Origin of the sequence: Furfurilactobacillus entadae, from assembly GCF_045862745.1 — a bacterium.
Lineage (GTDB): Bacteria > Bacillota > Bacilli > Lactobacillales > Lactobacillaceae > Furfurilactobacillus > Furfurilactobacillus entadae.
On the sequence record NZ_BQXN01000012.1, the window covers coordinates 20,857 to 44,203 of the forward strand.

Below are 23,347 nucleotides of genomic sequence, written 5' to 3' on the forward strand. Positions count from 1 at the left end.
AATTTTATCGTGATAATCGTAATTGTTGGGCGGTGGTGACCGTTGTTAGCAACCGTTCATCTGCCGTAAAGTACAGCACCTGAATCTGCTCTGCAAACTGCTTTAACAAGCTTATCATGGCTGCTCGCCGTTCCTCATCAAAGTTAACGAACGCGTCATCCACAATTAACGGCAGCGGCACACGGTCACCCATGACACTCGCAAAGCCCAACCGTAGGGCAACGTATAATTGTTCTGCCGTTCCGCGTGATAGCTCGGCGACCGTAAAACGGGTCCCGGTGGTTGTCACCACTTGGAGGTCAGTACCCGTTAATTTAATTTCAGGATAATGCCCGAGCGTCAGCGTCGCAAAGTATTGCTCTGCTCGTTCAATGATGAGCGGTAACCGGTCACTCGAGGCAGCCGTTAGTGACTGATCAATCCACTGCGCTGCCAGTTGATTCACCAACCACTGCCGACTTAAATCAACAATGGTTGTCGTCTGGTTCGCAAGTTCCTGTTGTAACTGTGGATAAACATCATGCTCGGCCTGCTGGGTAAACTGCGCTTGTTGCTGAGCAACTTGTCGTTGCGCTTGCTCCCGCTGGGCTACAGCAGTTGCATACGCCGTGGTCGCCGCCTGAACGGCTTCTGTTACCGCTGCCTGATCACTAAACTGGGCTAACTGGGCTTGAATGACCGGCGTCAACTGTTCACCGAGTGCCGCTTGCTGGGCCTGTCGTTGCTGATCTTGCTGTTGTGCCTGATAAGCAGCCACCAATTGCTCGGCGTTCGCCACGTTTGCTTTTGCTAGGAGCGTTCCAAGTTGCGTCGTTAATTCAGTTTGCCGCGCCTGCATTTGCTCAGTTGTTTGAATCAACTTAACGCGTTGTTCCGCACGGGCGGAATCCGTTGCCACTAACGCACTCATTCGGCGTTCGTACGCCTCCGCGTGGCTTAACGCGTCAGCAGCTGACAACTGTGTTAATGGTAACCATTGATCAGCGAAACCGTAACGGCTAAAGTACTGCCCCACTTCATCGTTTAACTCATGGTCACGCTTTGTTAACTGATCAATTTGCTCGGTTAGCGTTGTCACCGTCTCACTGTCAGCCTGTAAACTAAGCCAGTCAGCAACCGGGATTCCGGTCAAATAGTGCTTCTGGGCTAATTCTTGAATGTCTACGGGCGGAACAACCTGTTGTTTGCTAACGGGTTGTCCCATCACACGCGCCGTAACGCCGGCCAACCAGCCTTGCCAACCGGCAACCCCCAGCGCTAACCCGGCAAGGATAAAGCCCCATTTGATGCCGCTACTCATCAGCAAGCCTAAAACCACAAGGACGCCACCAGCACCAACGCCCCACCACTGGCGAGCACTTGAAACTGACGAACCATCCGCCGTGTTTTGATGCGTCAATTGCTGTTGCAGAGCCGTTCGTTCGTTTGATGTTAGTGGTGTCGGGTATGGCGGTTGCCAGTGATGCACCATCGCTAATTCGTCGCGATTAGTCGTCATGGTTGTCCGCCGATCACGCCCGGCCTGCCGTTCCCGAAGCCAATCATGGACCTGATCAAACTGCTTCGCCTGATCTGTAAACGCTGTGCGGTGGTCAATGTAAAATGCCGTTTCTGGTGATTGCGCATCATCAGTTGCGGCTAACTGACGGGCCTGGTCTTCCAACGATTTTTTTAACGACTCGTGTTCAGCCCGAATTGCTAGAAAGTCGTTGTACACGTCATCATCGATTTGCGCCGTTAACGCTGGCGCCGCCGCTTGAAGCTCCTGATAATGTTCGTACGTTGGCCACAACCGCTGAACCGTCGCCAGTTGGTCGCGCTGCTGACGAAGATCACTGACCTGCTTGGTTAAGCCGGCCACATTAGCGTTGCCCTGCTGGATCTCACGCTGTAATTGAACAAACGCCGGGTACCGGTCGGCTGCTTGACGAACCCGATCCTGTAAATCATGATACGTTGCCAACTCTTGGTTAAGCCGCGGCTTCCGACCACGTGGTTTGTACACGTCATCCGCCGCCTTGGTTAGCCGTTCTGCGAGCTCGATCCACGCCTGACTACCGACAGCCCCGACCCGTTGCACATTTGCAATCAGTGCTTCTTGTGAGGTCGCTGTCAATGCTTGAAGCCCTGCAAGGTCAAAACTAAAAGTTGATTCAGCAAACTGTTGATCAACACCACCCAACAATTCTGGTAACAGGATGTCCACTGTTGTGTTGGTGGTGACGTTTAGTAACGTCACGTCACCACCGCTCTTCCCTGCTGTTCGTTGAACACGGTAGACCGTCTGATTTTTGTCATTTGCCACAAACGTCACCGCCCCACCATACCCCGCACCACTCTTCGGGATGTATTGTTCGGCGGGATGCTTTCCCGTTGCAAAGCCAAACAAAACGCCGTGAATAAACCGTTGAAGGGTTGTTTTCCCAGCCTCGTTTGCCCCATAAATCATTTGAAAGTGGTCATCAAACGTAAAGTCGACGTTTTGCCACTTCCCGAATCCGTCAATGTGTACTTGTGTGATTCTCATTGCTCACCCCCACGCTTTCTTGGTTAATGAGTGTTTCTGCTGCCGTTTTAAGGGCGGCCACGGAGGCCATCTTGACCGCATCGTCAATCGCGGTCTCCGCTAATAACTGATCTGCAAGTGCCGTAATGTTTTCCGGCGTAAAAACGGATTCGGCGGCCTGCGTCCAATACGTTTGGTCCAATGTACTAAACGCTGGTGTTGCCGCGATTTCTTCCACCCGTAAACTAACGACCATTCGGCCATGACCATTTTGTAACCGGTGAACCTGTTGTGTCTGGAGAACCGTCAGCAGACTATCGTTAGTCAACCGGGTGCGCACCGTCTCTGGTAGCCCAGCGGTCTTCGTTAACGTCACAGCAACGAGCATTAAATCATCAGTCTGTTGCTCATCAACTAACTGCGCCTGAATGGCCGCTAACACCCCGTCCGAATCGGTCGTTTGTGAACAATCAACGGTGACCGTTTGCCAAATAACTGGTGCCACTGCCCGAAATTGCGGTGTTAGTGTGCCGTGATCATCCGTCACAAGGTAGTACCCCTTTGCACCAGTTTCGTTTGCGTGACGCCCCTGAAGGTTGCCGGCGTAAATAACCCACGGTGTTTCCTGCAAAACTTGCCGTTTGTGAATGTGCCCTAACGCCCAGTAATCATAGTGTTTACTGGTCAATTCAGGAAGACTAAACGGCGCGTACGTTGCGTGGGGCGCATCGACGCTGGCCACGGACCCATGAAGCATCCCAATGGCAACATCCACTCCGGGTTGCCGAACTGGGTAATCAGGAATCATATCAGTCGTTACCGCCCGGTTCGCGTACGAAAAGCCGGTAATGGCCACCGTTGTTTGATCTGTTGTCGTCAGTGTTTGTGTGCTAACCGTTTCATCAAACGCATGAACGTTTGGTGGCAACTGCAACGTATCCGTCGTGCCGGTTAAATAATCATGATTCCCATAACTCAAATAAACCGGAATTTTGGCCTGATCAAGACGATTCATTTGCGTCAAAAATGCCGCCTGCGCGCCAATGGCCCGATCTTGTCGATCATACACATCACCACTGATCAGCATAAAATCGATTTTTTCATTAATCGCATCATCAACCATGCGCGTCAACGCCGTAAATGGTGATTGATAAATTTGTTCCCATAACGATTGGGGTAACTGTTTGAGTCCTAAAAACGGACTGTCTAAATGTAGATCCGCTGCATGAATAAACTTCATGGTGAGCCCCCCTTTTTTTCATTTAACGTGCGTACTGGACGAAAAAAGCCCAGCCGCCACGGAAACTTCCGCGACGACCAGACTTGTTCTCACCGTTCACATGTACCGGTCCTAGTTCACTGAGTCGCGGTATAAATCTTGGATTGGTTTCGTAATGACGTTGTTCAATTCGTTCAGCAAGTTGTTCACTGCTTCTTCCTTTTGCATCAACGTCTTCACTTCTTCGAATTCACCAACTTTAGTGGCCAATTCACGTGCGTCATTCATTTCTTCTTCAGTCATGTCCTGACCTTGCATTTGCTTCTGTTGCAAAGTCACTTGCATGTCTTGGAACTTTTTGAAGGTGTCAAACGCATCTTGGTTTGCCTTCATTGCTGTATAAGCATCGCTTAATGCTTTAAATTCGTCACTAGCAGTTAACGTTCCTGCCATTGTTTTTGCATCTGCTAAAATATCTGCTGCCATTATGGGTAGCCTCCTCAATTAAAGTACTTCACCATTTTACCATTTCTCCAGTGATCAAAACAGCTGTTCGCCTAATTTAACAGGAATTTAGCATTCAACGAGGATTAAAAAATAAGGTAGCTGACTTTTATCGTTTCATCGTCAGCTACCTTATTCTTAAACCGATTAGTGACCAAAACTGCCGGTCACTTTATCCCAAAATCCTTTTGCTTTTTGTGCTAAGGAATCCGCACCCTTACCGATTGAATCAGTGACTTTACCGGCGCCATCCTGAATGCTACTCCACATGTCACCATCACTGGAAGCAGAATTTTCTGAGGCCGCGAGGGTATTGGCGTCCTTCACCGTAAACTGTGTCTCATTTGTTGTTGGAATGATGCTCGTCATTTCCGCCTTATATAAAGACCCAACGGTTAACCCATCCGGAACATCCAAATGGTCTCCCTTACTGGTCTGATCAAAGCCTTCCCAGTTGACCACAACGATGTCTGGCGTGTAACCATCGACCCACATATCCGTGGTCCCGGCTGAATCGCTCACACCATCTGCTTCGGTCGTCCCGGTTTTACCGGCGACCTGGTAGTTAGCTGGTTTGCCGTAAACCCCGGTTCCGTGAGAGAACGTGCCCAGCATCATACTGGTCATTTCATTGGCCACTTTCTTACTAATGATCTGTTTTGGTTGATCATACTCATTATCAACGATTGTCTTTCCTGAAGCATCCACAATCTTTGTAATGTAGTGGGCCTGGGTCAGTTTTCCACCATTGGCAAACGTTGTGAACGCCTGGGCCATGGTTTGTGGTGTAACCCCTTTTTTAATTCCTCCAAGAGCCATCGCCAGGTTATCATCAGATTTATCAAGACCGAGGCCAAACTTCTGGGCAGAATCATACCCCTTTTGAACCCCAATCTTGTTTAATAACCAAACTGCTGGCGCATTATAACTATTTTGAAGCGCTTGGTACATTGGCACTTTACCACGATAAATGTCACCGTAATTACTTGGGCTGTAGTTATTGGCCCCATACGACTGCTTTTTATCCTGTAGCTCTGAATCATAGTAATAACCATTCTCAATGGCCGGTGTGTACACCGCAAATGGTTTAATTGTTGATCCAGGTGACCGCAGCGACTGGGTGGCACGGTTAAAGCCACGGAAAACGTGCTCCCCCCGGCCCCCAACAACAGCTGTCACACCACCATCAGATGGATCCATCGCAATACTTGCCGCCTGGACCATGGTGCCATCCGCCGCATTCGCCGGGAAGTTGGCCGAATTTTTAAACAACGTTTGCATGGTGGTCTGTTGTGACTGATCCAACGTGGTGTAGATCTTGTACCCCCGGTTCATAATGTCGGATTCCGTTAGACCATACTTGGAGATGGCCTCGTCAACCACTGCATCAAAGAAATACGGGTATTTATATGAACTATTCGCCGCGTAATTATCCGTTGTTGTTAAGGCAGTTTGTTTATAGCTGGCCGCCTGCGCTGTGGTTAACTTCTTGTTTTCCACCATCAGATCAAGAACCACGTTACGCCGCTTCTTGGCAGCCTCCGGATGATCGACAGGGTTGTACCCGCTTGGTGACGTCAACATTCCAGCTAGCACTGCCGCCTCGGGTGCAGTTAGTGCTGACGCATGTTTGCCAAAATACCGCTCTGAGGCATCTTCAACACCCCAGACCCCGTGGCCAAAGTAGGCGTTGTTGAGGTACATGGCGAGGATATCCTCTTTGGAATACACGTTTTCAACTTCAATCGAAATAAAGATTTCTCTGGCCTTCCGCGTGACCGTTTGTTCCTGCGATAGGTACGCATTTTTGACTAACTGTTGCGTTAACGTTGAGCCCCCACCACTAATGTAGTCACGGTGGAGAAGCTTGTTTCGTAGCAATAAGAAGGCCGCCCGACCAAGTCCCTTCACGGAATACCCGTGTTCATGGTAGAAATTACGATCTTCGGTTGATAACACCGCATTTTGGATGTTTGGGGAGATCTTATCCAGTGACACATAGGTCCCTTTTTGTGAGTATAGTTCACCGGCCTTTTTATTATCACGGTCATAAATGGTGGTTGGTTGTGATAACGCCGCCTTTAGGTCACCAACGTGGGCCGTCTTTGCCTCAAACGTTAGGTACGCACTCATGACCAACACAACGCTCAAAATAATCACGATAAGCCACCGGGTTAGTTGGAATCGGTGCCAAAAATGACGTAAGTGCCGCCATAGTGTCCTCAATAACCGGCTAAACCACTGCACCACAGCATTATCGCGCCATGATGGGCCACCGTCTGGATGTTGATTGCGCTTCATATTTTTCGTACCTTTCTCTCGTCAAAATCGTCCCGTGTATCTTACCACACAACCCCAAACGGAAATCACGATTTAACCGAGCTTAACCATTTTTTACAACGCCACATCATTAACCGCTGCCTGTTACCCTGTTTCTTTCCGTCATTAGTGCCTGGGGCAACAAAAAAAACGGGCTGCTTTCCAACGTTAGGAAAGCGGTCCGTCTCAGGTTACTAATTTAAGTAGGCAGCCCACATCTCGTGTAATGACGTTGCCGCCATTTTACTCGGGCTAATGATCAAAATGGTGTCATGACCGGCCAACGTGCCCGTAATCCGTGACTCCATTAATTCATCAATTAACGCAGCCAGTGCGTTTCCGTCACTTGGCGTGGTTTTCACAACGTTCATAAATTCAACCTGGGTGAAATCCACCACCACTTCACCAAATTGCTGTGCAAAGTGATCCATTGGCACCGGAACCGGTTGCTTTAGGACACGGTACACTGCCGGTCCCGTGACCGTTGGCTCCTTCACAATGTGGAGCTCCTTTAAGTCGCGAGATAATGTGGCAAGTGTTGTTGAAACGCCGTTTTCAGCCAAACGCTTTTGTAGGTCATCCTGGTTTACCACCTGTTCGCTGCGCACCAACTCTAAAATTGCTGCCTGCCGATCTTGCTTTCGCATTCAGCCACCACCCTACATTTCGTCTGGTGAATCAACGCCCAATAACCGCAAGCTTTCTTTCAGAACGATGCTGACACTCTTAACCAGTGCTAAACGGGCGTTTAACCCAGCGTCTTCCACCAAAATCTTAGAATTTGCATAGTATTTATTGAAATCACGGGCCAAGTTGATTGCGTACTTGGCAATGATCGATGGTTCGTAATCCGTCACGGCGCGTCTGATAACATGGTCAAATTCACTTAATGACTTGATCGTGTTCCATGCAGCTGGATCGTCAATGCTCAGGTCATCCATCGCGAAGTCCGTTTTGTGGGCCTTCCGGAGGATACTCTCAGCCCGCGCACGCGCATACTGCACGTAAGGACCAGTGTCCCCTTCGAAACGAACCACTTCTTCTAAGTTAAAGTCGAAGCTGTTCATGCGTTCGTTCTTCAAGTCATGGAAAATAACCGCCCCGACACCAACTTCGTGCGCAACCGTCTCTTTGTTTGCTAAATCAGGATTCTTTTCCTCGATTTGTTTCATTGCCAATTTCTTGGAATCACTCAAAACATCTTCCAATAAGACAACGCGGCCGGACCGAGTTGACAACTTCTGCCCGTTTAACGTGATCAATCCAAACGGAACGTGGTGAATTTGGTCGGCCCAGTCGAAGCCCATTTCCGTCAACACAGCCTTCAATTGTTTGAAGTGGTTGATTTGTTCCGCCCCAACAACGTACAGGGATTGCACAAAGTTGTATTCACGTTTCCGGTAGATAGCGGCAGCTAAGTCACGGGTAATGTACAGTGTTGCCCCATCAGACTTTTTGATCAGGGCCGGGTTCAGGTCATACTTATCCAGGTCGACAACTTCGGCCCCTTTACTTTCATGCAGCAGGTGCTTGTCTTCCAGAATTTGAACCACTTCAGCCATTTTATCGTTATAAAAGGCCTCACCGTTATAGGAATCAAACGTAATTCCTAACTCATCGTAGATCTTCATGAAGGATTTCAGTGATTCTGACCGGAACCACTTCCACAAGCGCATGGCTTCCTCATCCCCGTTTTCAAGCTTCAGGAACCATTCACGGGCAGCATCGTCCATTTCAGGATGCGCTTTATCTTCTTCATGAAAACGCACGTAGTATTCCAGTAAATTGTTGATGGGGTCAGCTTTAACTTCTTCCTCGCTTCCCCACATCTTATACGCTTGGATCAACTTTCCAAACTGGGTTCCCCAGTCACCTAAATGGTTTACTTTGACGGGATTGTAACCCGTCTTAGCTAGGATGTTTGCCAATGCGTTTCCGATCACAGTTGAACGCAAGTGCCCCATTGAAATTGGTTTGGCAATGTTTGGGGATGACATGTCGATCGGCACGTTACCACCATGGCCAATGTCTTGTTGACCGTAATTTTCCTTTTCCGTTAGCACGGCGGTTAACGTATCAACCGCAAAATTTCCCTTTTTCAAGAAGAAATTAAGGTATGGTCCCACTGCTTGAACCGTTTCAAAGTCATCCGTTGCGACTTTTTCAGCCAGGTCAGCGGCAATCATGTTTGGTGCCTTGTGCATCGTTTTTGCCAACATGAAGGCGGGAAAGGCCCAGTCTCCCAGGTCAGAAGTTTTTGGTTGTTCCAACTTATCAACGATGGTCTCAACACTCAGTTCACCATCTAAAGCTGTACTAATAGCTGTTGCAATTAAAGTTTTATTATCCATAATGTCATCCTTTCTGCATAAAAAAGGACAGCCGCCCCCTACATGTTCATGTAAGAGGCGGTTGCCCGCGGTACCACTCTTATTGGACGGCTGTTACCAGTCATCCCACTCATTGATTAATTTATCAAACGGTTAACACGCTTCGTTTCGCTGAACCATCGCCTTCCATCGACCGCGACTCGCTTAGGATTCAGTGGTGAAACTACTTCTCTAACCGGAAACTCTTGATATTATAACAGCCTTTATCGTGAAACACAATCATTGCCCGTTGGCGACCAATTGCAACGTCATTTTCTGATGCATAATCCCAAAATCATCAAATGCATCACCTTCTGCTTTAAAACCAAGCGAGGCATAAAAAGCGGTTAAATACACCTGTGCCTCAACTTCAACCGTTGTTGCGGTCGTCTGTTCAGAAAGCCACGTTAATGCGGTCGTCAATACTTGTCGCGCCAAGCCGCGGCCACGATCCTGCTGCGCCACTAATACCCGGCCGATGTGCCACACAGCACCTTGCGCACCGGCATAAATGCGACAGTACGTTTCAAGATGACCATCAGCCGCCTGCTCGAACAAATGCTGAGCCGTAAGATCAATGTCATCGACCTCGGGATAGGCACAGTTTTGTTCAACAACAAAGACATCCGTTCGTGCACGGTAGATCTGGTACAACTCAGGCGTTGATAACGCCGAAAATGATTTATTAAGCGTTGAAACCACCTCCTAGAATGATTTGCTCGTCAGTATAACACAGGCCACGTGCTATCAACGCTAAGGCCTTCGCATTTTAACTGTCAAAAAAGACTGACACAGAGGTCAGTCTTTTCATCATTAATTATAAAAGTAACCCCACGCGGTAGTGAATGAACATCGTTACAAGGCCAACAATCACATTTCTAATGATGGCACGTTTTGCTAAGCCGTCCCCCAGTTTGGCACTTAGATAACCCGTTAAGGCCACGGACAGGGTCACGGCAAAAATTGTCATGGGCCACTGAATGTTAACTGGTGAAAAGGTCATCGCAAAAAGTGGAAACAGTCCTCCGGCCGCTGCCGCAAAGAGCGATGAAAACGCAGCGTTCCACGGATTCATGTATTCACCTAGTTCAAGATCATCTTTAATTCGAACCAACGTGCCCAGTGGATTTTCGTGCATAAGTTCGTTTGTGATTGCCTGGGCGGTCTCCTCGCTAACCCCTCGTTCAACGTAGTACGCTTTGACAATGCCAGCCTCGACGTCTGGTTGGCTGTCCAACAGCGCCTTTTCTTCGGCCACGACGGCCTTTTCTGTATCTTTTTGTGAGCTGACCGACGCATATTCACCAGAAGCCATCGAAAACGCACATGCGAGTAAATCTGACAAACCAGCAATAAAAATTGTGAACTGATTGGTTGTTGCCACGGCAACTGAAAACAGTACCCCGACAACCGTTAAGATCCCGTCATTTGAGCCGAGCACACCAGCCCGTAACGTGTTCAATCGTTCCGCCATGGTCATTTTTGGCCGTGTTTTAGTTTTAACCCCATCTTGTTGCATTCACTTTCCCTCGTTTCCTCATTCTCGATAAGCCTACCGTGCAAATAACAAACCAATGGCATAGGTAACGGCCATCGTCAGAATCCCAGCAACAACATTTCGCAGTGTTGCTTTATAGCGGTTCGCATTTCCAAGAGCTGCGGCTGTAAATCCGGTAACTGATAACGCAATTATTACTGAAATAATCGTGGCAATAATCCGGATTCGGGCCGGGAAGAAGGTAATTGCAACGAGGGGCAAAATTGATCCCAGCGGAAACGAAATCATGGATGCAACTGCCGCTCCAATGGCACTGGTCTTCACTTTAGGATCAAAGCCGTAACGTTCCCGGACCCCAATGTATAACGGGTCACCGGCCATCATTTCATGGGCCGCTTGTTCAGAAAGTTCTGCTGAAATCCCCTGTTGCATATACTTATCCTTAATAAAGGTGATTTCTTCCGGCATGTGTTCAGCAACTGCAACTGTTTCACGCTGAATGGCCCGTTGCTCCGAGTCACGCTGCGTGCTAACGGAGACCCATTCCCCCATCGCCATAGAAATTGTTCCGGCAAGCATGCCGGCAATCCCGGCTAGGAAGATCGCGTTCGGACTGTTCGTCGCTCCCGCCACCCCGATAACGATCCCAGCAACAGATAAAATGCCATCGTTAGCACCCATCACGCTAGCTCGCATGATGTTGATGCGTTGTGCTAGTGAGGCGGTCGGCCGCTTCTTCTTCTCTACTGTTGTTTCCATCCTAATTGCCCCATTCTTTGTTTCATTCATTTACATTTAGAATGATTCTAAATATCTATGAATATCGTACCACATTCCTGCTGAACTGCAAGTCCGATTAAACAGACACTCGCGGTAGTTTAGTTAAATGTCACGTGTAAATTAATTTAATTTACTTTTCAATAAGTTAGTTGACCACTTATATATTTTATTATAAAATATTTTTTATAGAAAAGAATTTTAATTCCTATTTATAAAACCATCTTTTTGGCGTCAAAATCCAGTTAAAAATGATTTTATAAAAAATTCTAATCTTATGAATATTTATTAAAAATAATTTTCAAGCACGATTTCATTTATTTTCAAAAACCATTATTACCATTTGCACTGCGTGAATCATGTGCCATCGCATGCTTTTTTCACGGCCACCACTTCTTTACGATTTTAAAACGAAAACGGAGTCTCGTTTATGGATAAATTTTTTGGTCTTTTATTTGCCGCCCTTTTTGCTTACGCCGCCTACCGCCTTTATCAACGAAAAACAATGACAAAGTGGCTACGAATGAGCTTACTAATTCTCACCAGTATTTTCGCCATTGCATCACTCATCGGACCATTTAGTTCTTCTGAGCAAACCACGGCACCACGATCCACTACTTCAACGGGCAGTTCGTCACCTCGTCAGCATAAAAAAGCCACTAAAACAATCACAAGTTCACACGTTGACGATTCATCATCTTCAACTCGAAACTCAATGAGCCAGTCTATTGCTGAAAGTACGTCGGCGCGCCAATCACTTGAAGAAAGCGCTTCGCGCCAATCAGTTGACGCTGCCAAGCAGTCATCGAGTGCCCAATCCGCCGCGAACGCGGCCGCAGAAAGCTCACAAAAGGCCGTTGCTGAACAATCCTCAACGGTGGCGACCACAGAGGGCGGTATCATCGGTGATTCAAAGTCACACATCTACCACATGCCAGATCAGGCATCCTATCATATCAGCCCCGCTAACGCTGTTACATTCAGTTCAGAATCAGAAGCGCAGGCTGCTGGCTATCGAAAGTCACTTCGGTAAGTTTCTCCGCTTAATTTAACCGGAAGTCGTTACCATTTCTCGCTAATAATAAAGGCACACAGTCAGGTGACTGTGTGCCTTTATTATTTCTGACTGTTTAATCCTTGCCAACCAACGAAACACAAAAAGCCCCGACCTTGTCATAACGACGAAGATCGAGGCTTCAATTAACTATTGGTTTAATCTCGTTAAACATTAAATAGTGACTTTCAATGATGTTCCAAGTCACCGAGAGGATGAGTATTACTTTCAACTCATTGGTAGTAGAATAACACATCCAGTCAGAATAAGCCAGGATTTAAGTTTAGCTACCATATTGGAGCAAACACGCAGCACGTCGCTTCACCTAGTGCGCAACCGGTTCACGATTCCCCAGACGGACTTTCTTGACGCCCATCTTTTTATTAGCGACGTCGCTTTCTTTAAACCCAAAGGCCCACGTGCAGGCAAACGAAACGACCAATGACGTTGCGCTGGCCAACAAGTACCCCCAGAAGCTGGCATCTAGTCCCTTTGGATTAACAAACGACGTAAAACCGATCAAGGAACCCGTGAATCCCCACATATTCACTCGTAATAGACCAGTTATGAGACCACCCGCAGCACCACCAATACAAGCTGTGATAAAGGCCCGCCCATACTTCAGGTTAATCCCGTACATTGCGGGTTCCGTGATTCCGCTAAACGCAGAAATTGTGGCCCCAGCAGCCAGTTCACGAAGACTGGCCGTTTTTGTCTTTAAGAGAATTGCCAGGACCGCCCCACCTTGCGCCACCATGGAAGCAGAAACTAATGCGTTAATTTGAGAACTTCCGTCCGCAGCAATTTGATTAGCCACAATTGGGATCACCGCCCAGTGCAACCCAAAGATAACGAGACACTGGTAGAACCCGCCAATAATTACCCCGGCAACTGTCGGACTGGCATTATAAAGCCACATCAAGCCAGCGGCAATTCCAGAACTCAAAATACTAATGATGGGCCCCACAACAATGAGGATAACAGCACTGACCGCAAACACTTCAATCAATGGATTAAAGATCATTTGCAATGCCATTGGCATATGTTTCTTTAACCATGGTTCTAGTTTGGCAGCCATGTACGCAGCCGCAATAATTGGGAAGATGGAGTACGAATAATTCACTAAATGGATGGGCAGTCCAAAGAGATTGGCATTCATGTTGACGCCGAGAAAGTAACTTTTTGACGTCTGGGCGGCCGCTTTAACAATCGTCGGGTAAGTCATAACCCCACCAATAATGGCCACAATGATCGGGTCGGCACCAAGTCGGCGCGCTGCCGTGTAACCAACAAAAATTGGGAGGAAGAAGAAGACTGAATCCCCCATGGCGCTGACGATCACGTACGTTGAACTGGTGGCAGATACCCAATGAAACGTGGTCGCTAACGCGAGCGTGCCCTTTAAGATCCCAGCTGCGGCCATTAAACCAATGATGGGAATCATGGACCCAGTAATCACACCGATCAACTGAGAAAAGTAAAACTTTGTGGCTGGCCACATCCCTTTAGGAGCGACCTGTTTTGGCGCTGCAACACTGGCGTCACCGTCTTCAGAAAATTCGGGTCCAAGAACCTTAATGACCCCGTTATAAACCTCCGTCACGGCTGGTCCGATGACAACTTGATACTGACCACCTGACTTGGCAATATCAATAACACCATCCAGGTTCCGAATGGCCTCGTCATCCGCTTTGTGATCGTCCTTGAGGTAAAAACGCACCCGTGTAATACAGTGAATCACGCTATTCACGTTGGCCTTGCCACCAACGAGTTGCACGATCTGTTTAGCCAGTGTTTCATACTTGGATTCACCCTTAGTCGTGGACGCTGCCGCTGAATCTTGTTGAGCCGTCTTGAGGGTTACATCCGCCGCAACATCACCAGCCGTAACCGTTCCTGGTTTAACCGTTAAATGATCCAAAACAGCATCAGTGTTAGTGATAGCTGTAATCACGGTCTTTTGCTTGCCTGCGTGGTCAATTTCAGCCAGGTTCATGGTTGCCAACGACATCGCCAGCAGTTACGGTAGCGCCCTCCTGGATCGTTATGTCAAACGGACCTCCGTTTAGCTCCACCGTGTCAATTCCTAGATGAACGAGCACTTCCATCCCACTCGCCGTTTTAAACCCCAGCGCATGGCCAGTGTGCGCAACCAACATCACCGTGCCACTAACGGGAGCGACAATGTGCCCGTCTGTTGGTTCAATCCCAAACCCATCACCCATCATTTTTTGTGAAAAAACCGGATCCTTTACATCAGTGATGGGCATCATCTGCCCTGTAACTGGTGCCATAATTGATGCTTTATTGTTTGCCATTGTGCTCAATCCCCTCTCAACAAGTGATTACCAACGTAAAATGCAGTGCTTTGGTAAGGCTGTAATATCTGATCATTTGGCTTTGCGTCCACATAATTACTGATTAACACGCGAGCGTCTAAATAGTCTCTCGGCACTTGAAATGGCTTGGTGTGCCCCGAAAAGTTTGCAACCACCAGTAACCGTTCTGTGCCCCAGCGACGCTCGAAACCATACACATCATCATCAACCGTCGGAACAGCGAGAAAGTCACCGTCACTGATCAATTTGAACGTGTGGCGTAACGCAATCAGTCGTTGATAGTAGCTAAAAATTTGTTGACTCATTGGTGCGCCCTGGTGAATGATGGCTTGATTAGTGGCGCGCAGCCACGGGGTCCCCGTGGTAAAACCGGCCTGCACATCATTTTGCCACTGCATTGGTGTTCGACTATTATCCCGCGCTTTCCGTTGAACGATTCGAAACGCCGTTGCGGGGCTTTTGCCTGCCGTAAGCAATGCCTGGTACGCGTTGTGCGCCTCCACATCAACATAATCATCCATGCTGGTGTACTCAGGATCACTCATCCCCAGTTCCTCCCCTTGATAAACGAACGGGGTTCCCCGCGACAGGTGAACGACATTTGCCAGCATTTCAGCGGCCTGAACCCGGTAGCGGCCCACATCGCCAAACCGGTCTAACGCCCGCGGCTGATCATGGTTATTCCAAAAAAGTGCTGGCCAGCCGCCGTCAGCTGCTAAATTTGTTTCCCATTTGGTCAATGTTTCCTTGAGCAACCGGTAATTAACGGGCTGATCGGTCCACTTTTGACCGTGGTCATAATCCACCTTCAAGTGATGAAAATTAAACGCCATGTTCAGTTCGTGATTTTGCGGTTTGGTGTAGGCAACGCTCGCGGCCATTGTGGTCGAAGATAATTCACCGACCGTCACGATTTCTGGATCACGGCCAAAACTCATTTGATTTAACTGCTTAAGGTACGTTTCCACGACCGGTTGATCTGTGTAACGTGTGCGACCATCCGTTCCGGCAATCGCATCCATCAGTGGCTCTGGCTTGCCAATAACATTGATAACATCAAAACGAAATCCCTGGACCCCCTTTTGACGCCAAAAATTAATGATCTGGGCGCATTCGTTGCGGACCGCCGGATTACGCCAGTTCAAATCGGTCTGTGACTGGTCGTAGAGGTGTAGATAATATTTTCCAGTCGTTCCAAACGGCGCCCAGGCGGGGCCACCAAACTTTGATTGCCAATTGGTCGGTAATGAGCCATCCGGTTTCGGCGCCTCGATCAGATAATATGCTTGGTATTTTTCATCGCCAGCCAGCGCAGCTTGAAACCAGGGATGAGTCGTTGACGTGTGGTTAAACACCATGTCGAGCATGATCCCAATACCCACGCTTTTAAGTACGGCGACTAATTCTTCAAAGTCCGCCATGGTTCCAAATCGTGGATCAACCGCGCGGTAATCCGCGACGTCATAACCATTATCCCGTTGCGGCGAAACAAAAAACGGGTTAAGCCAAACCATGTCGATGCCTAACGACTGTAAATACGGGACTTTTTCGATAATGCCCCGAAGATCCCCCAGCCCATCACCGTCGCTATCATAAAAAGACTTTGGGTAAATTTGATAGATCACCTTTTGTCGAAAATCCATTGTTCTGTTTCCTCTCTCCAGCCTTGATTTTTCCCACTCATTCCGCATGAATCCGGCGCACAAAGCTTTCAAACCGAAATTTATCGGCTCTGTGCCGTGACTCTGTATAAGAAATCGTGCGGCCATCCGTTAAACTCGTTTTGCTCCGAACCACCACAATGTCCGTCTGGCCGTCAAGATCAAGAAGCCGTCGATCCGTTTGGGTCGCTGCTTCGATGGTAATGAGCTTTTGGGCGACACCGATGCTTAGACCCAAGTCATGTTCGAAATATTCAAACAATGAATTTGCCGCTTTGACCTCTGGAATCGTTAACACAACGTCTGGAGAAATATAATCTTTGTCAATAATCACGGCCAGGCCATCGATCACCCGAAGCCGTTCCACATAGAGCATTGTTTGAGCCGTAATATCTGGATTTAATGCCCGAAAATCGCGGACTGGCAATGGCCGCCCTTCAATTCGCTGCACACGCGTATCGACCCGAATGCTCAACCGTTCAGAAACCTCTTTATAACTGGTCAAACCAGAAACTGGAAGAACAAAATCACTTCGTGCTAACACCAGTGAGCCCTTGCCCCGAATCTTTTGAATGACACCACTTTCCTGCATCAGGGTCAACGCTCGGCGAATCGTTTCCCGCGATGTTTCAAACCGTTCAGCTAATTGGTTTTCACCCGGTAGGAATGTCCCAACAGAAATTTCACCACGACTAATTTCTGTCATTAACGTATCGTACACACTGGTGTATTTTTTAAGCATTGAGAAACCTCCTCTCTTTTTTGTAACCGCTTTCATATATGACGATAAAGCTTGTCTATACAATCCCGCAAGTGTTGGGATCACCACGCGGCAGTCTTATCCACACATTTAGTTGCTCAATGCCCAGTCTTAAAGGAACTTTCCCAGAGCAACCCATTTGAAAAAAATATTAAAAAAGCCAACGATCAACTGTCTTGTCTATGTAAAGATTCAGCGACTAAACATTAGCAGCCCATAAGTGTTTGATGACGCTCATCCTAATTTGAGCTTGTCATCCACCCTCACGTTTCCGAACCAAATCGCTGTCAAAAAAAAGTGCCTAACTTCCAAAAATGGAAATTAGGCACTCCGCTTACGCATGTTTATCGCTTAGTCTAAATCAATTACATTCGGAAAGTGAGCAAGCCGTGCTTTCTTTCCAAGCTCTTCCTCAATGCGCAAGAACTGGTTGTACTTTTCCACCCGTTCACTGCGCGCCGGCGCACCACTCTTAATTTCGCCAACATTTGTTGCAACTGCTAAATCAGCGATGTATGGATCACCCGTTTCGCCAGAACGGTGTGACATCATCGTTGTGTAGCCATTTTTACGGGCTAGCCGAATTGCTTCCAGTGTTTCCGTGATCGTCCCGATTTGGTTTGGCTTGATCAATAAACTGTTAGCCATCCCTTGCTTGATGGCTTTCCGAATAAGGATTGGATTTGTACAAATATTGTCGTCCGTCACAATCTGAACCCGGTCACCATTTGCCGTCGTGAACTTCTCAAAGTTATCCCAATCGTCTTCTCCAAACGGATCTTCGATCGACACAATTTCCGGAAACGCATCGAGAAGGCCTGTGTAGTAAGCTGCCATTTCGTCGGCTGTTTTGACTGATCCTTCAAACTTATACGTCCCGTCTGGTTGTGCAAAACTCGTGGCTGCCGCATCAAAAGCAATACCAATGTCGGTCCCGGGTTCGTAACCAGCTGCGATAATTGCTTCATGGAGCATTTTTAATGCTTCTTCACTCGAAGGCAAGTCTGGCGCAAAACCACCTTCGTCACCTAAACCAGTGGCGTATCCCGCCTTCTCCAGTAAGCCCGCTAACGTGTGGTACGTGTTCACAATTTTCTCAAACCCGTCACGGAAACTGATCCGTTTAATGGGTGTAATCATGAATTCTTGCATATCGATCCCGTTATCCGCATGTTCCCCGCCGTTAATGACGTTATGGAACGTTTGTGGTAACTCTAAGTCGACACCACCCAGATAACGATACAGCGGTTCGCCCTTCGCATTTGCGGCTGCCCGGGTCGTTGCCATTGAAACCGCAAGAATCGCGTTTGCCCCCAACCGGGCCTTATTCGGTGTGCCATCCAGATCAATCATCACCTGATCGATTTGGGCTTGGTCAAACGGCGACTTCCCCTTTAATGCCGCATTGATTTCCGTATTAACGTTGTTCACAGCTTTGCTAACGCCGCGCCCACCGAGACGGTCACCACCATCACGTAACTCGACGGCTTCATTTTCTCCCGTTGATTTTCCGGACGGAACTTCTGCCCGCCCGCGGGTCCCATCACTTAGAATGACGTCTGCCTCGACGGTTGGATTGCCCCGTGAATCAAAGATTTCGCGTGCCTTAACCTGTTCAATTGTTTGCATAATTTCGACTCCCTTTATTTACATGATTTTTTAATGTGACAAGTTCAGTTTGACATGAGCTGATTCGTTAGCCGCCTCATTCACCATCACTTCCCATCACATGGCGCCGGTAGAAACGTTGTTTAAACGCATCCAGCAGTGTTCCGACAATTAACACTGTGCCTAAGACCAACACCGTGGTGACCACGCTAACCCCACCGGTCAACCAACCAGCGGTCACAATAACAATTGTCACCACAATGTTTAAGCCAACCATTCCGGAAACTGCCCGGCTTGGATAACTCCGCCACCATGACTTATCCGTTCTGGTCATCAAAATTGTCATCATTGAGGAAAACATCAGGTACATCAATAACGTCGAACTGACCCAGCCGGCGGAAAAGTGCCAAATTTGTTGGTTTAAAATGATCATCGCTAAGCCTACAATCAACCAGCCGGTGGCCAACCAGGCAGCTAATCGGCTAATGGTCGGGAGATCCCACCGCGGTGTCGTTTGGAGATCACCCGTCCGGTCGGTTCCCAGTACTAATGTCACTAAATCGTTAAGCACCACGATCAAAACAATTAAATTCAGTGAAATTGGGAAACGACCCGTTAGCATAAACCCAAACGTTAACAGGGCTGTGAGGACCGCTGTCCGTGATAACTTCGTGATGGTCCAGGTCATCATCCGCTGATATACGCGCCGACCACTTGCAACGACCACACCAACATCAATCAGCCCAGCATGAGCCAACACTAACCGAGCCGCTTGTTTAGCGATGTCACGGGCATTAGAAACGGCCATGCCAACGTCTGCCTGATGAAGAGCGGCCGCATCATTGACCCCGTCACCAATCATCCCAACCACGTTACCTGCTTCTTGGAAACGCTGAACAATTGTTTGTTTATCCTGTGGATAGACGTTAGCAAACCCACCAATGGTCGTTAAATCAACGGGGTGATCGATGCCATTAACGATTGCGCCCGTTAAGCCGATTTGACCGGCAATTGCTTGGGCCGTGCTCACGCCATCACCAGTTAACATCACGATTCTGATCCCCGCAGCTTTTAACTGTGCAATTTGATCAGCAATATTCGGCTGGAGTGTGTCAGAAAACCCGAGGAGCCCAACTAACTGTGATTGTTGCTGATCATCTGTGACCCCAACCGCTAGAACCCGCTGGCCTTGATCGGCCAAGTTGCTAATCGCTGACTGCGACACCGTTAGATTTAACCGAGTGGCCACGGCCTCTGGCGCCCCAAACGTGATCGTCTTTGCAACACTGTCCTCAATAATTTTGGCTTCGGCAACCTTTTTCCGAGCATCAAACGGAATAAATTCTGTCACGGTGGGAATGATGGCGGCTTGTTGACTGGTTCCCGCCTGCACAGCCTTACTGATTGCGTCCTGAGCTGTTGCGCTGGTTGCAACCCGCGCCCACGATAACAATTGTTGTTTGGTAAAGGTTACAACTGGTTCAACACTCACTAATGCCTGTTTGTTTTCTGTCAGTGTCCCAGTCTTATCAACCAACAGAACGTCCATCGTCCCGGCTTCCTGAATCCCACTAAGCCCCGTTGCAAGAATGTTCTCCCGCGCAAGCACCTGTGCTTCAACCGCATTGGCGACCGTAAAACTTGCTGGCATCGACACTGGAATCGTCGCGATGATTAAAATTGCAATAAATGGTAATAACTCTTGCCAACTGGTGTGATGGAAAATTGCGGCAATCACTAACACCACGGTTAGTGCTGCATCTAAGTAGGCTAAGTAGCGAACAACCGTGAACAATAACCGTTCCAGTCGCCCTGGAACATCCGCAGTTTGTGCTAATGTGACGGTCTTCCCATAACTGCTGGTTGCCCCGACCGCACTTACTTCGGCAATCACTTCGCCACCAACGACCATGCTCGCAGCCGTTAGTAGATCACCAGTTTCTCGCGCGACGGCAACCGTTTCACCCGTCACTGCCGATTCATCAGCACTCGCTTGCCCAACAACAATGCGGGCATCGGCCGGAACCATGTCGCCTGCACGAAGATGGATGATGTCCCCAACCACCAAGTCATCGGCTGGTTGAAACGCCCACTGGCCATCGCTTAAGGTGCGCGCCGTTGGCACTAATCCTTGCTGAACGAGCTTTAGTGCCCGGTTAGCCCGGCGTTCTTGAATTGCGCCATCAATGGCTGAAAAGAGTAGCATGCCAACGACCACAACCGCCTGCAAGAGCTTTCCAAGCGCCAATTCAAACACAATTGCCGCCTCAAGGAGCCATGGAATGGGCCCCCACAGCCGTTTTACCGTACTTTGCCAGAACGTTGTCTGTTGATAGGCAACATGGTTGTCACCGTGTGCCTGCCGACTGGCCGCTTGCTCACTACCGGTTAACCCCTGTCCGCGGTACTGTTGCTCAAACCGATCCACTGTTTCAACATGGTGCCGTTCACTTTCTGTTTGTTCCATCTTTACCAACCCCCCTCAATGTGCTGGTTCAAAAAAATGACGCCTACCACACCAAAAAAGATGTAGTAGACGTCATCAGAACCCGCAGGCCTTTATGGCGAACGTCATCGCCAATTAAATTTTCTTTACGCACTTATAATAGTTCTTCGGTTACTGAGTTGCAAGGAAAAATGTTTACTTTGTTGATTATTTTGAAAATTTTCATCACGTGTTTGAAAACGACCGCCTGATTTTCATTGACAATCACTCATTCAAACGGTGCAGTCATTTTTAATGAACAAAAAAACGTCACGGCTCATCTGAGTCATGACGTTTTCGATAAAAGAATTAATTTAAGCGGGTGACGAGAATCGGACTCGCGACACAAGCTTGGGAAGCTTGGATTTTACCACTAAACTACACCCGCAAAACTTCAACTTTTATAGTCTAGCATAGCAATCCGTTTCTGTCAGCACTTTTTATTAATTTTATGCACCAAATTTCGGGTTCGCCTGTCATTCACTTATGCGGCAGGCTTTTCACCAGAGTTCTTATGATCTAACGCTGTGCGTTGCGTCAGGTAATAATACGCACACAGGCCAACGTAGATGCCAACCGTTAAGACCGTTACGATCCACGTTGTTGATAATAAAATCCCAAAGAAGACCAACACCAACGCGATTAATGAAAACCACGACGTCCACGGATATAAACTTGTGTGATACGTGTTCACGTCAAAGGCCACCTTCCGGCTTCGAATATGCCCCACACAGAGCAACATCCAAATCACTAAAATGGTGTAACTGATGGAACCTACCAAATAGGTAAACAAGGTATTCCCAATGAAAAACGTAACCAAAACACCCGCAAACAATGACAGTGAGCAAGTAAGGACCGCAACAAACGGGACGTGATTGCGATTCAACCGGGTTAGCGCGGCGGTCACCTTTGTTTGCCGCCGGTTTCGTTGATTTTGAACAAATAACAGTCGTGAGGCCGAATAAATGCCGGAATTAATGGATGAAATTAACGCCAAAATGATGACGAAGTTAACAATGTCCGAGGCATACGGAATGTTTAACAGTTGAAAAACGGCAACAAACGGACTCACCTTATCTGTAAGTTGGTTCCACGGAAACAACGTGACGATAATAAAAAATGGAATCAGATAAAATGTGATGATCCGCACCATGATGCCGTGAACTGCCTTAGGAATCACCTTTTGCGGATTCTTCACTTCACCTAACGTAATCCCAATTAACTCAGAACCCGCAAATGAGTAAATGACGATCAGCATGGCACTTAACACACCAAAGCCCCCATGAGGGAAGAAGCCACCGTGAGCCGTTAGATTTGTAAACGCATGCGGTGCTGTCACCATGTTGCGGCCAATCAAAAAGACACCCGCAAAGATAAAAAAGATGATGACAGAAATCTTCATTATTGCCAGCCAGTACTCTGTTTCAGCAAACCAACGAACCGACATGAGGTTGATTCCAGAAATGGTGACGGCAATGACCAAAACGATCGCCCACGTCGGCACCTGTGGAAACCAAACCTGAATGAAACTAGCTGCGGCAATGGCTTCGGCGGTGATGTCGACAAACCACATCGTGAAGTACGCCCAGTCAACCATGTACGCCGCAAACGGACCCAAGATAGGCGCCAAGAGCCCAGAAAATCCGGTCGCGGATGAATTATTGGCGGCCATCTCCGCCATTCCCTGCATGATGAACAACAAAATGAGTCCACCAAGCAAATAGGCTAAGATGACGGCTGGTCCCGCTGTGTGGACCGCGTTCGCGCTTCCCTTGAATAACCCGGCACCAATGGCGCCACCGAGCGCCAGCATGGTTATATGGCGACTTGTTAATGATCGTTCTAGCTGTGGTGCTTGTTCTTGTGTTGGCATAAACTCATCCTTTCATTCCCGTTGGTCCAAAAAAACGTCCCTTAGATCAGTTAAGATCTAAAGGACGTTTTCACGTGGTACCACCTTTTTTTCAATGACAGTGTCATCTCTTCTTTGCAAAGTTTCCTCTACAAAACTGGTGGATAACGGGGCGTCCCCCGACACACCTCGAGTGGTGTGTGCCTGAATTTACCTTTCAAACAAGTGGTCATCATACCCTTTCACCAACGGTACTCGCTTTGCATAACGACTTGCCTACTCCGCAACATTCAATCAACGGTTTTGTTAAATTAACGACATATTACATTACCATGAGAATGTCGTCAACCTTTTTAATTTTGACATACAAAAAAGAGCACGGCGTTAATGGCCATG

At 48.0% G+C, this 23,347-nt stretch carries 15 protein-coding genes, 1 tRNA gene, 1 pseudogene and 1 riboswitch; of the genes and pseudogenes, 1 reads left to right on the plus strand and 16 read right to left on the minus strand.

Features of this window, described 5'->3' with window-relative positions:
* Positions 1–4: 4 nt before the first annotated feature.
* The 9 genes from ACKTR5_RS06520 to ACKTR5_RS06560 form a co-directional block, all read right to left on the minus strand.
* The gene (locus tag ACKTR5_RS06520) at positions 5–2,527 is read right to left on the minus strand and encodes an ATP-binding protein (protein ID WP_407880146.1); all 2,523 of its coding nucleotides are present in this window, start codon (positions 2,525–2,527) and stop codon (positions 5–7) included.
* Entirely contained in the window at positions 2,502–3,746 is a 1,245-nt protein-coding gene (locus ACKTR5_RS06525) for a metallophosphoesterase family protein (protein WP_407880148.1), read from the minus strand. The genes ACKTR5_RS06520 and ACKTR5_RS06525 overlap by 26 nt, the downstream gene beginning before the upstream one ends.
* 111 nt (positions 3,747–3,857) lie before the next feature.
* Positions 3,858–4,211 (minus strand): YlbF family regulator, encoded by a 354-nt coding sequence (locus tag ACKTR5_RS06530; protein ID WP_407880149.1) that lies wholly within the window; start codon positions 4,209–4,211, stop codon positions 3,858–3,860.
* A gap of 165 nt (positions 4,212–4,376) precedes the next feature.
* Positions 4,377–6,530 (minus strand): PBP1A family penicillin-binding protein, encoded by a 2,154-nt coding sequence (locus ACKTR5_RS06535; RefSeq protein ID WP_407880151.1) that lies wholly within the window; start codon positions 6,528–6,530, stop codon positions 4,377–4,379.
* Between the two features lie 212 nt (positions 6,531–6,742).
* On the minus strand, positions 6,743–7,195 hold the full coding sequence (locus tag ACKTR5_RS06540; RefSeq protein ID WP_407880153.1) for an arginine repressor: 453 nt from the start codon (positions 7,193–7,195) through the stop codon (positions 6,743–6,745).
* A gap of 12 nt (positions 7,196–7,207) precedes the next feature.
* Positions 7,208–8,899, minus strand: coding sequence for an arginine--tRNA ligase (gene argS, locus ACKTR5_RS06545; RefSeq protein WP_407880155.1), 1,692 nt, complete (start codon positions 8,897–8,899; stop codon positions 7,208–7,210).
* Positions 8,900–9,157: 258 nt separating this feature from the next.
* Complete coding sequence (locus ACKTR5_RS06550; RefSeq protein ID WP_407880156.1) at positions 9,158–9,619, minus strand: GNAT family N-acetyltransferase; 462 nt, start codon at positions 9,617–9,619, stop codon at positions 9,158–9,160.
* Between the two features lie 115 nt (positions 9,620–9,734).
* The gene (locus ACKTR5_RS06555; RefSeq protein WP_407880158.1) at positions 9,735–10,436 is read right to left on the minus strand and encodes a VIT1/CCC1 transporter family protein; all 702 of its coding nucleotides are present in this window, start codon (positions 10,434–10,436) and stop codon (positions 9,735–9,737) included.
* A gap of 33 nt (positions 10,437–10,469) precedes the next feature.
* Positions 10,470–11,174 (minus strand): VIT1/CCC1 transporter family protein, encoded by a 705-nt coding sequence (locus ACKTR5_RS06560; protein WP_407880160.1) that lies wholly within the window; start codon positions 11,172–11,174, stop codon positions 10,470–10,472.
* Positions 11,175–11,622: 448 nt separating this feature from the next.
* Here ACKTR5_RS06560 and ACKTR5_RS06565 point away from each other — a divergent pair, with 448 nt between their 5' ends.
* Positions 11,623–12,225, plus strand: coding sequence for a sunset domain-containing protein (locus ACKTR5_RS06565; protein ID WP_407880161.1), 603 nt, complete (start codon positions 11,623–11,625; stop codon positions 12,223–12,225).
* Positions 12,226–12,571: 346 nt separating this feature from the next.
* Here ACKTR5_RS06565 and ACKTR5_RS06570 read toward each other — a convergent pair.
* The 7 genes and pseudogenes from ACKTR5_RS06570 to ACKTR5_RS06600 all read right to left on the minus strand — a co-directional run bounded on the left by ACKTR5_RS06570 (position 12,572) and on the right by ACKTR5_RS06600 (position 22,972).
* Positions 12,572–14,564, minus strand: a pseudogene (locus ACKTR5_RS06570) (glucose PTS transporter subunit IIA).
* A gap of 5 nt (positions 14,565–14,569) precedes the next feature.
* Positions 14,570–16,228 (minus strand): alpha,alpha-phosphotrehalase, encoded by a 1,659-nt coding sequence (locus tag ACKTR5_RS06575; RefSeq protein ID WP_407880162.1) that lies wholly within the window; start codon positions 16,226–16,228, stop codon positions 14,570–14,572.
* A gap of 37 nt (positions 16,229–16,265) precedes the next feature.
* Positions 16,266–16,988 (minus strand): trehalose operon repressor, encoded by a 723-nt coding sequence (treR, locus tag ACKTR5_RS06580; RefSeq protein ID WP_407880164.1) that lies wholly within the window; start codon positions 16,986–16,988, stop codon positions 16,266–16,268.
* 369 nt (positions 16,989–17,357) lie between these two features.
* Positions 17,358–18,635 (minus strand): phosphopyruvate hydratase, encoded by a 1,278-nt coding sequence (gene eno, locus ACKTR5_RS06585; protein ID WP_407880166.1) that lies wholly within the window; start codon positions 18,633–18,635, stop codon positions 17,358–17,360.
* A 76-nt stretch (positions 18,636–18,711) separates the two neighbouring features.
* A complete protein-coding gene (locus ACKTR5_RS06590) occupies positions 18,712–21,081 on the minus strand; it encodes an HAD-IC family P-type ATPase (protein WP_407880167.1) in 2,370 nt (789 codons plus the stop codon).
* Between the two features lie 59 nt (positions 21,082–21,140).
* Positions 21,141–21,202, minus strand: a riboswitch (Fluoride riboswitch).
* Positions 21,203–21,416: 214 nt separating this feature from the next.
* A tRNA-Gly gene (locus ACKTR5_RS06595) sits at positions 21,417–21,487 on the minus strand.
* A gap of 96 nt (positions 21,488–21,583) precedes the next feature.
* Complete coding sequence (locus ACKTR5_RS06600; protein ID WP_407880169.1) at positions 21,584–22,972, minus strand: amino acid permease; 1,389 nt, start codon at positions 22,970–22,972, stop codon at positions 21,584–21,586.
* Positions 22,973–23,347: the final 375 nt, after the last annotated feature.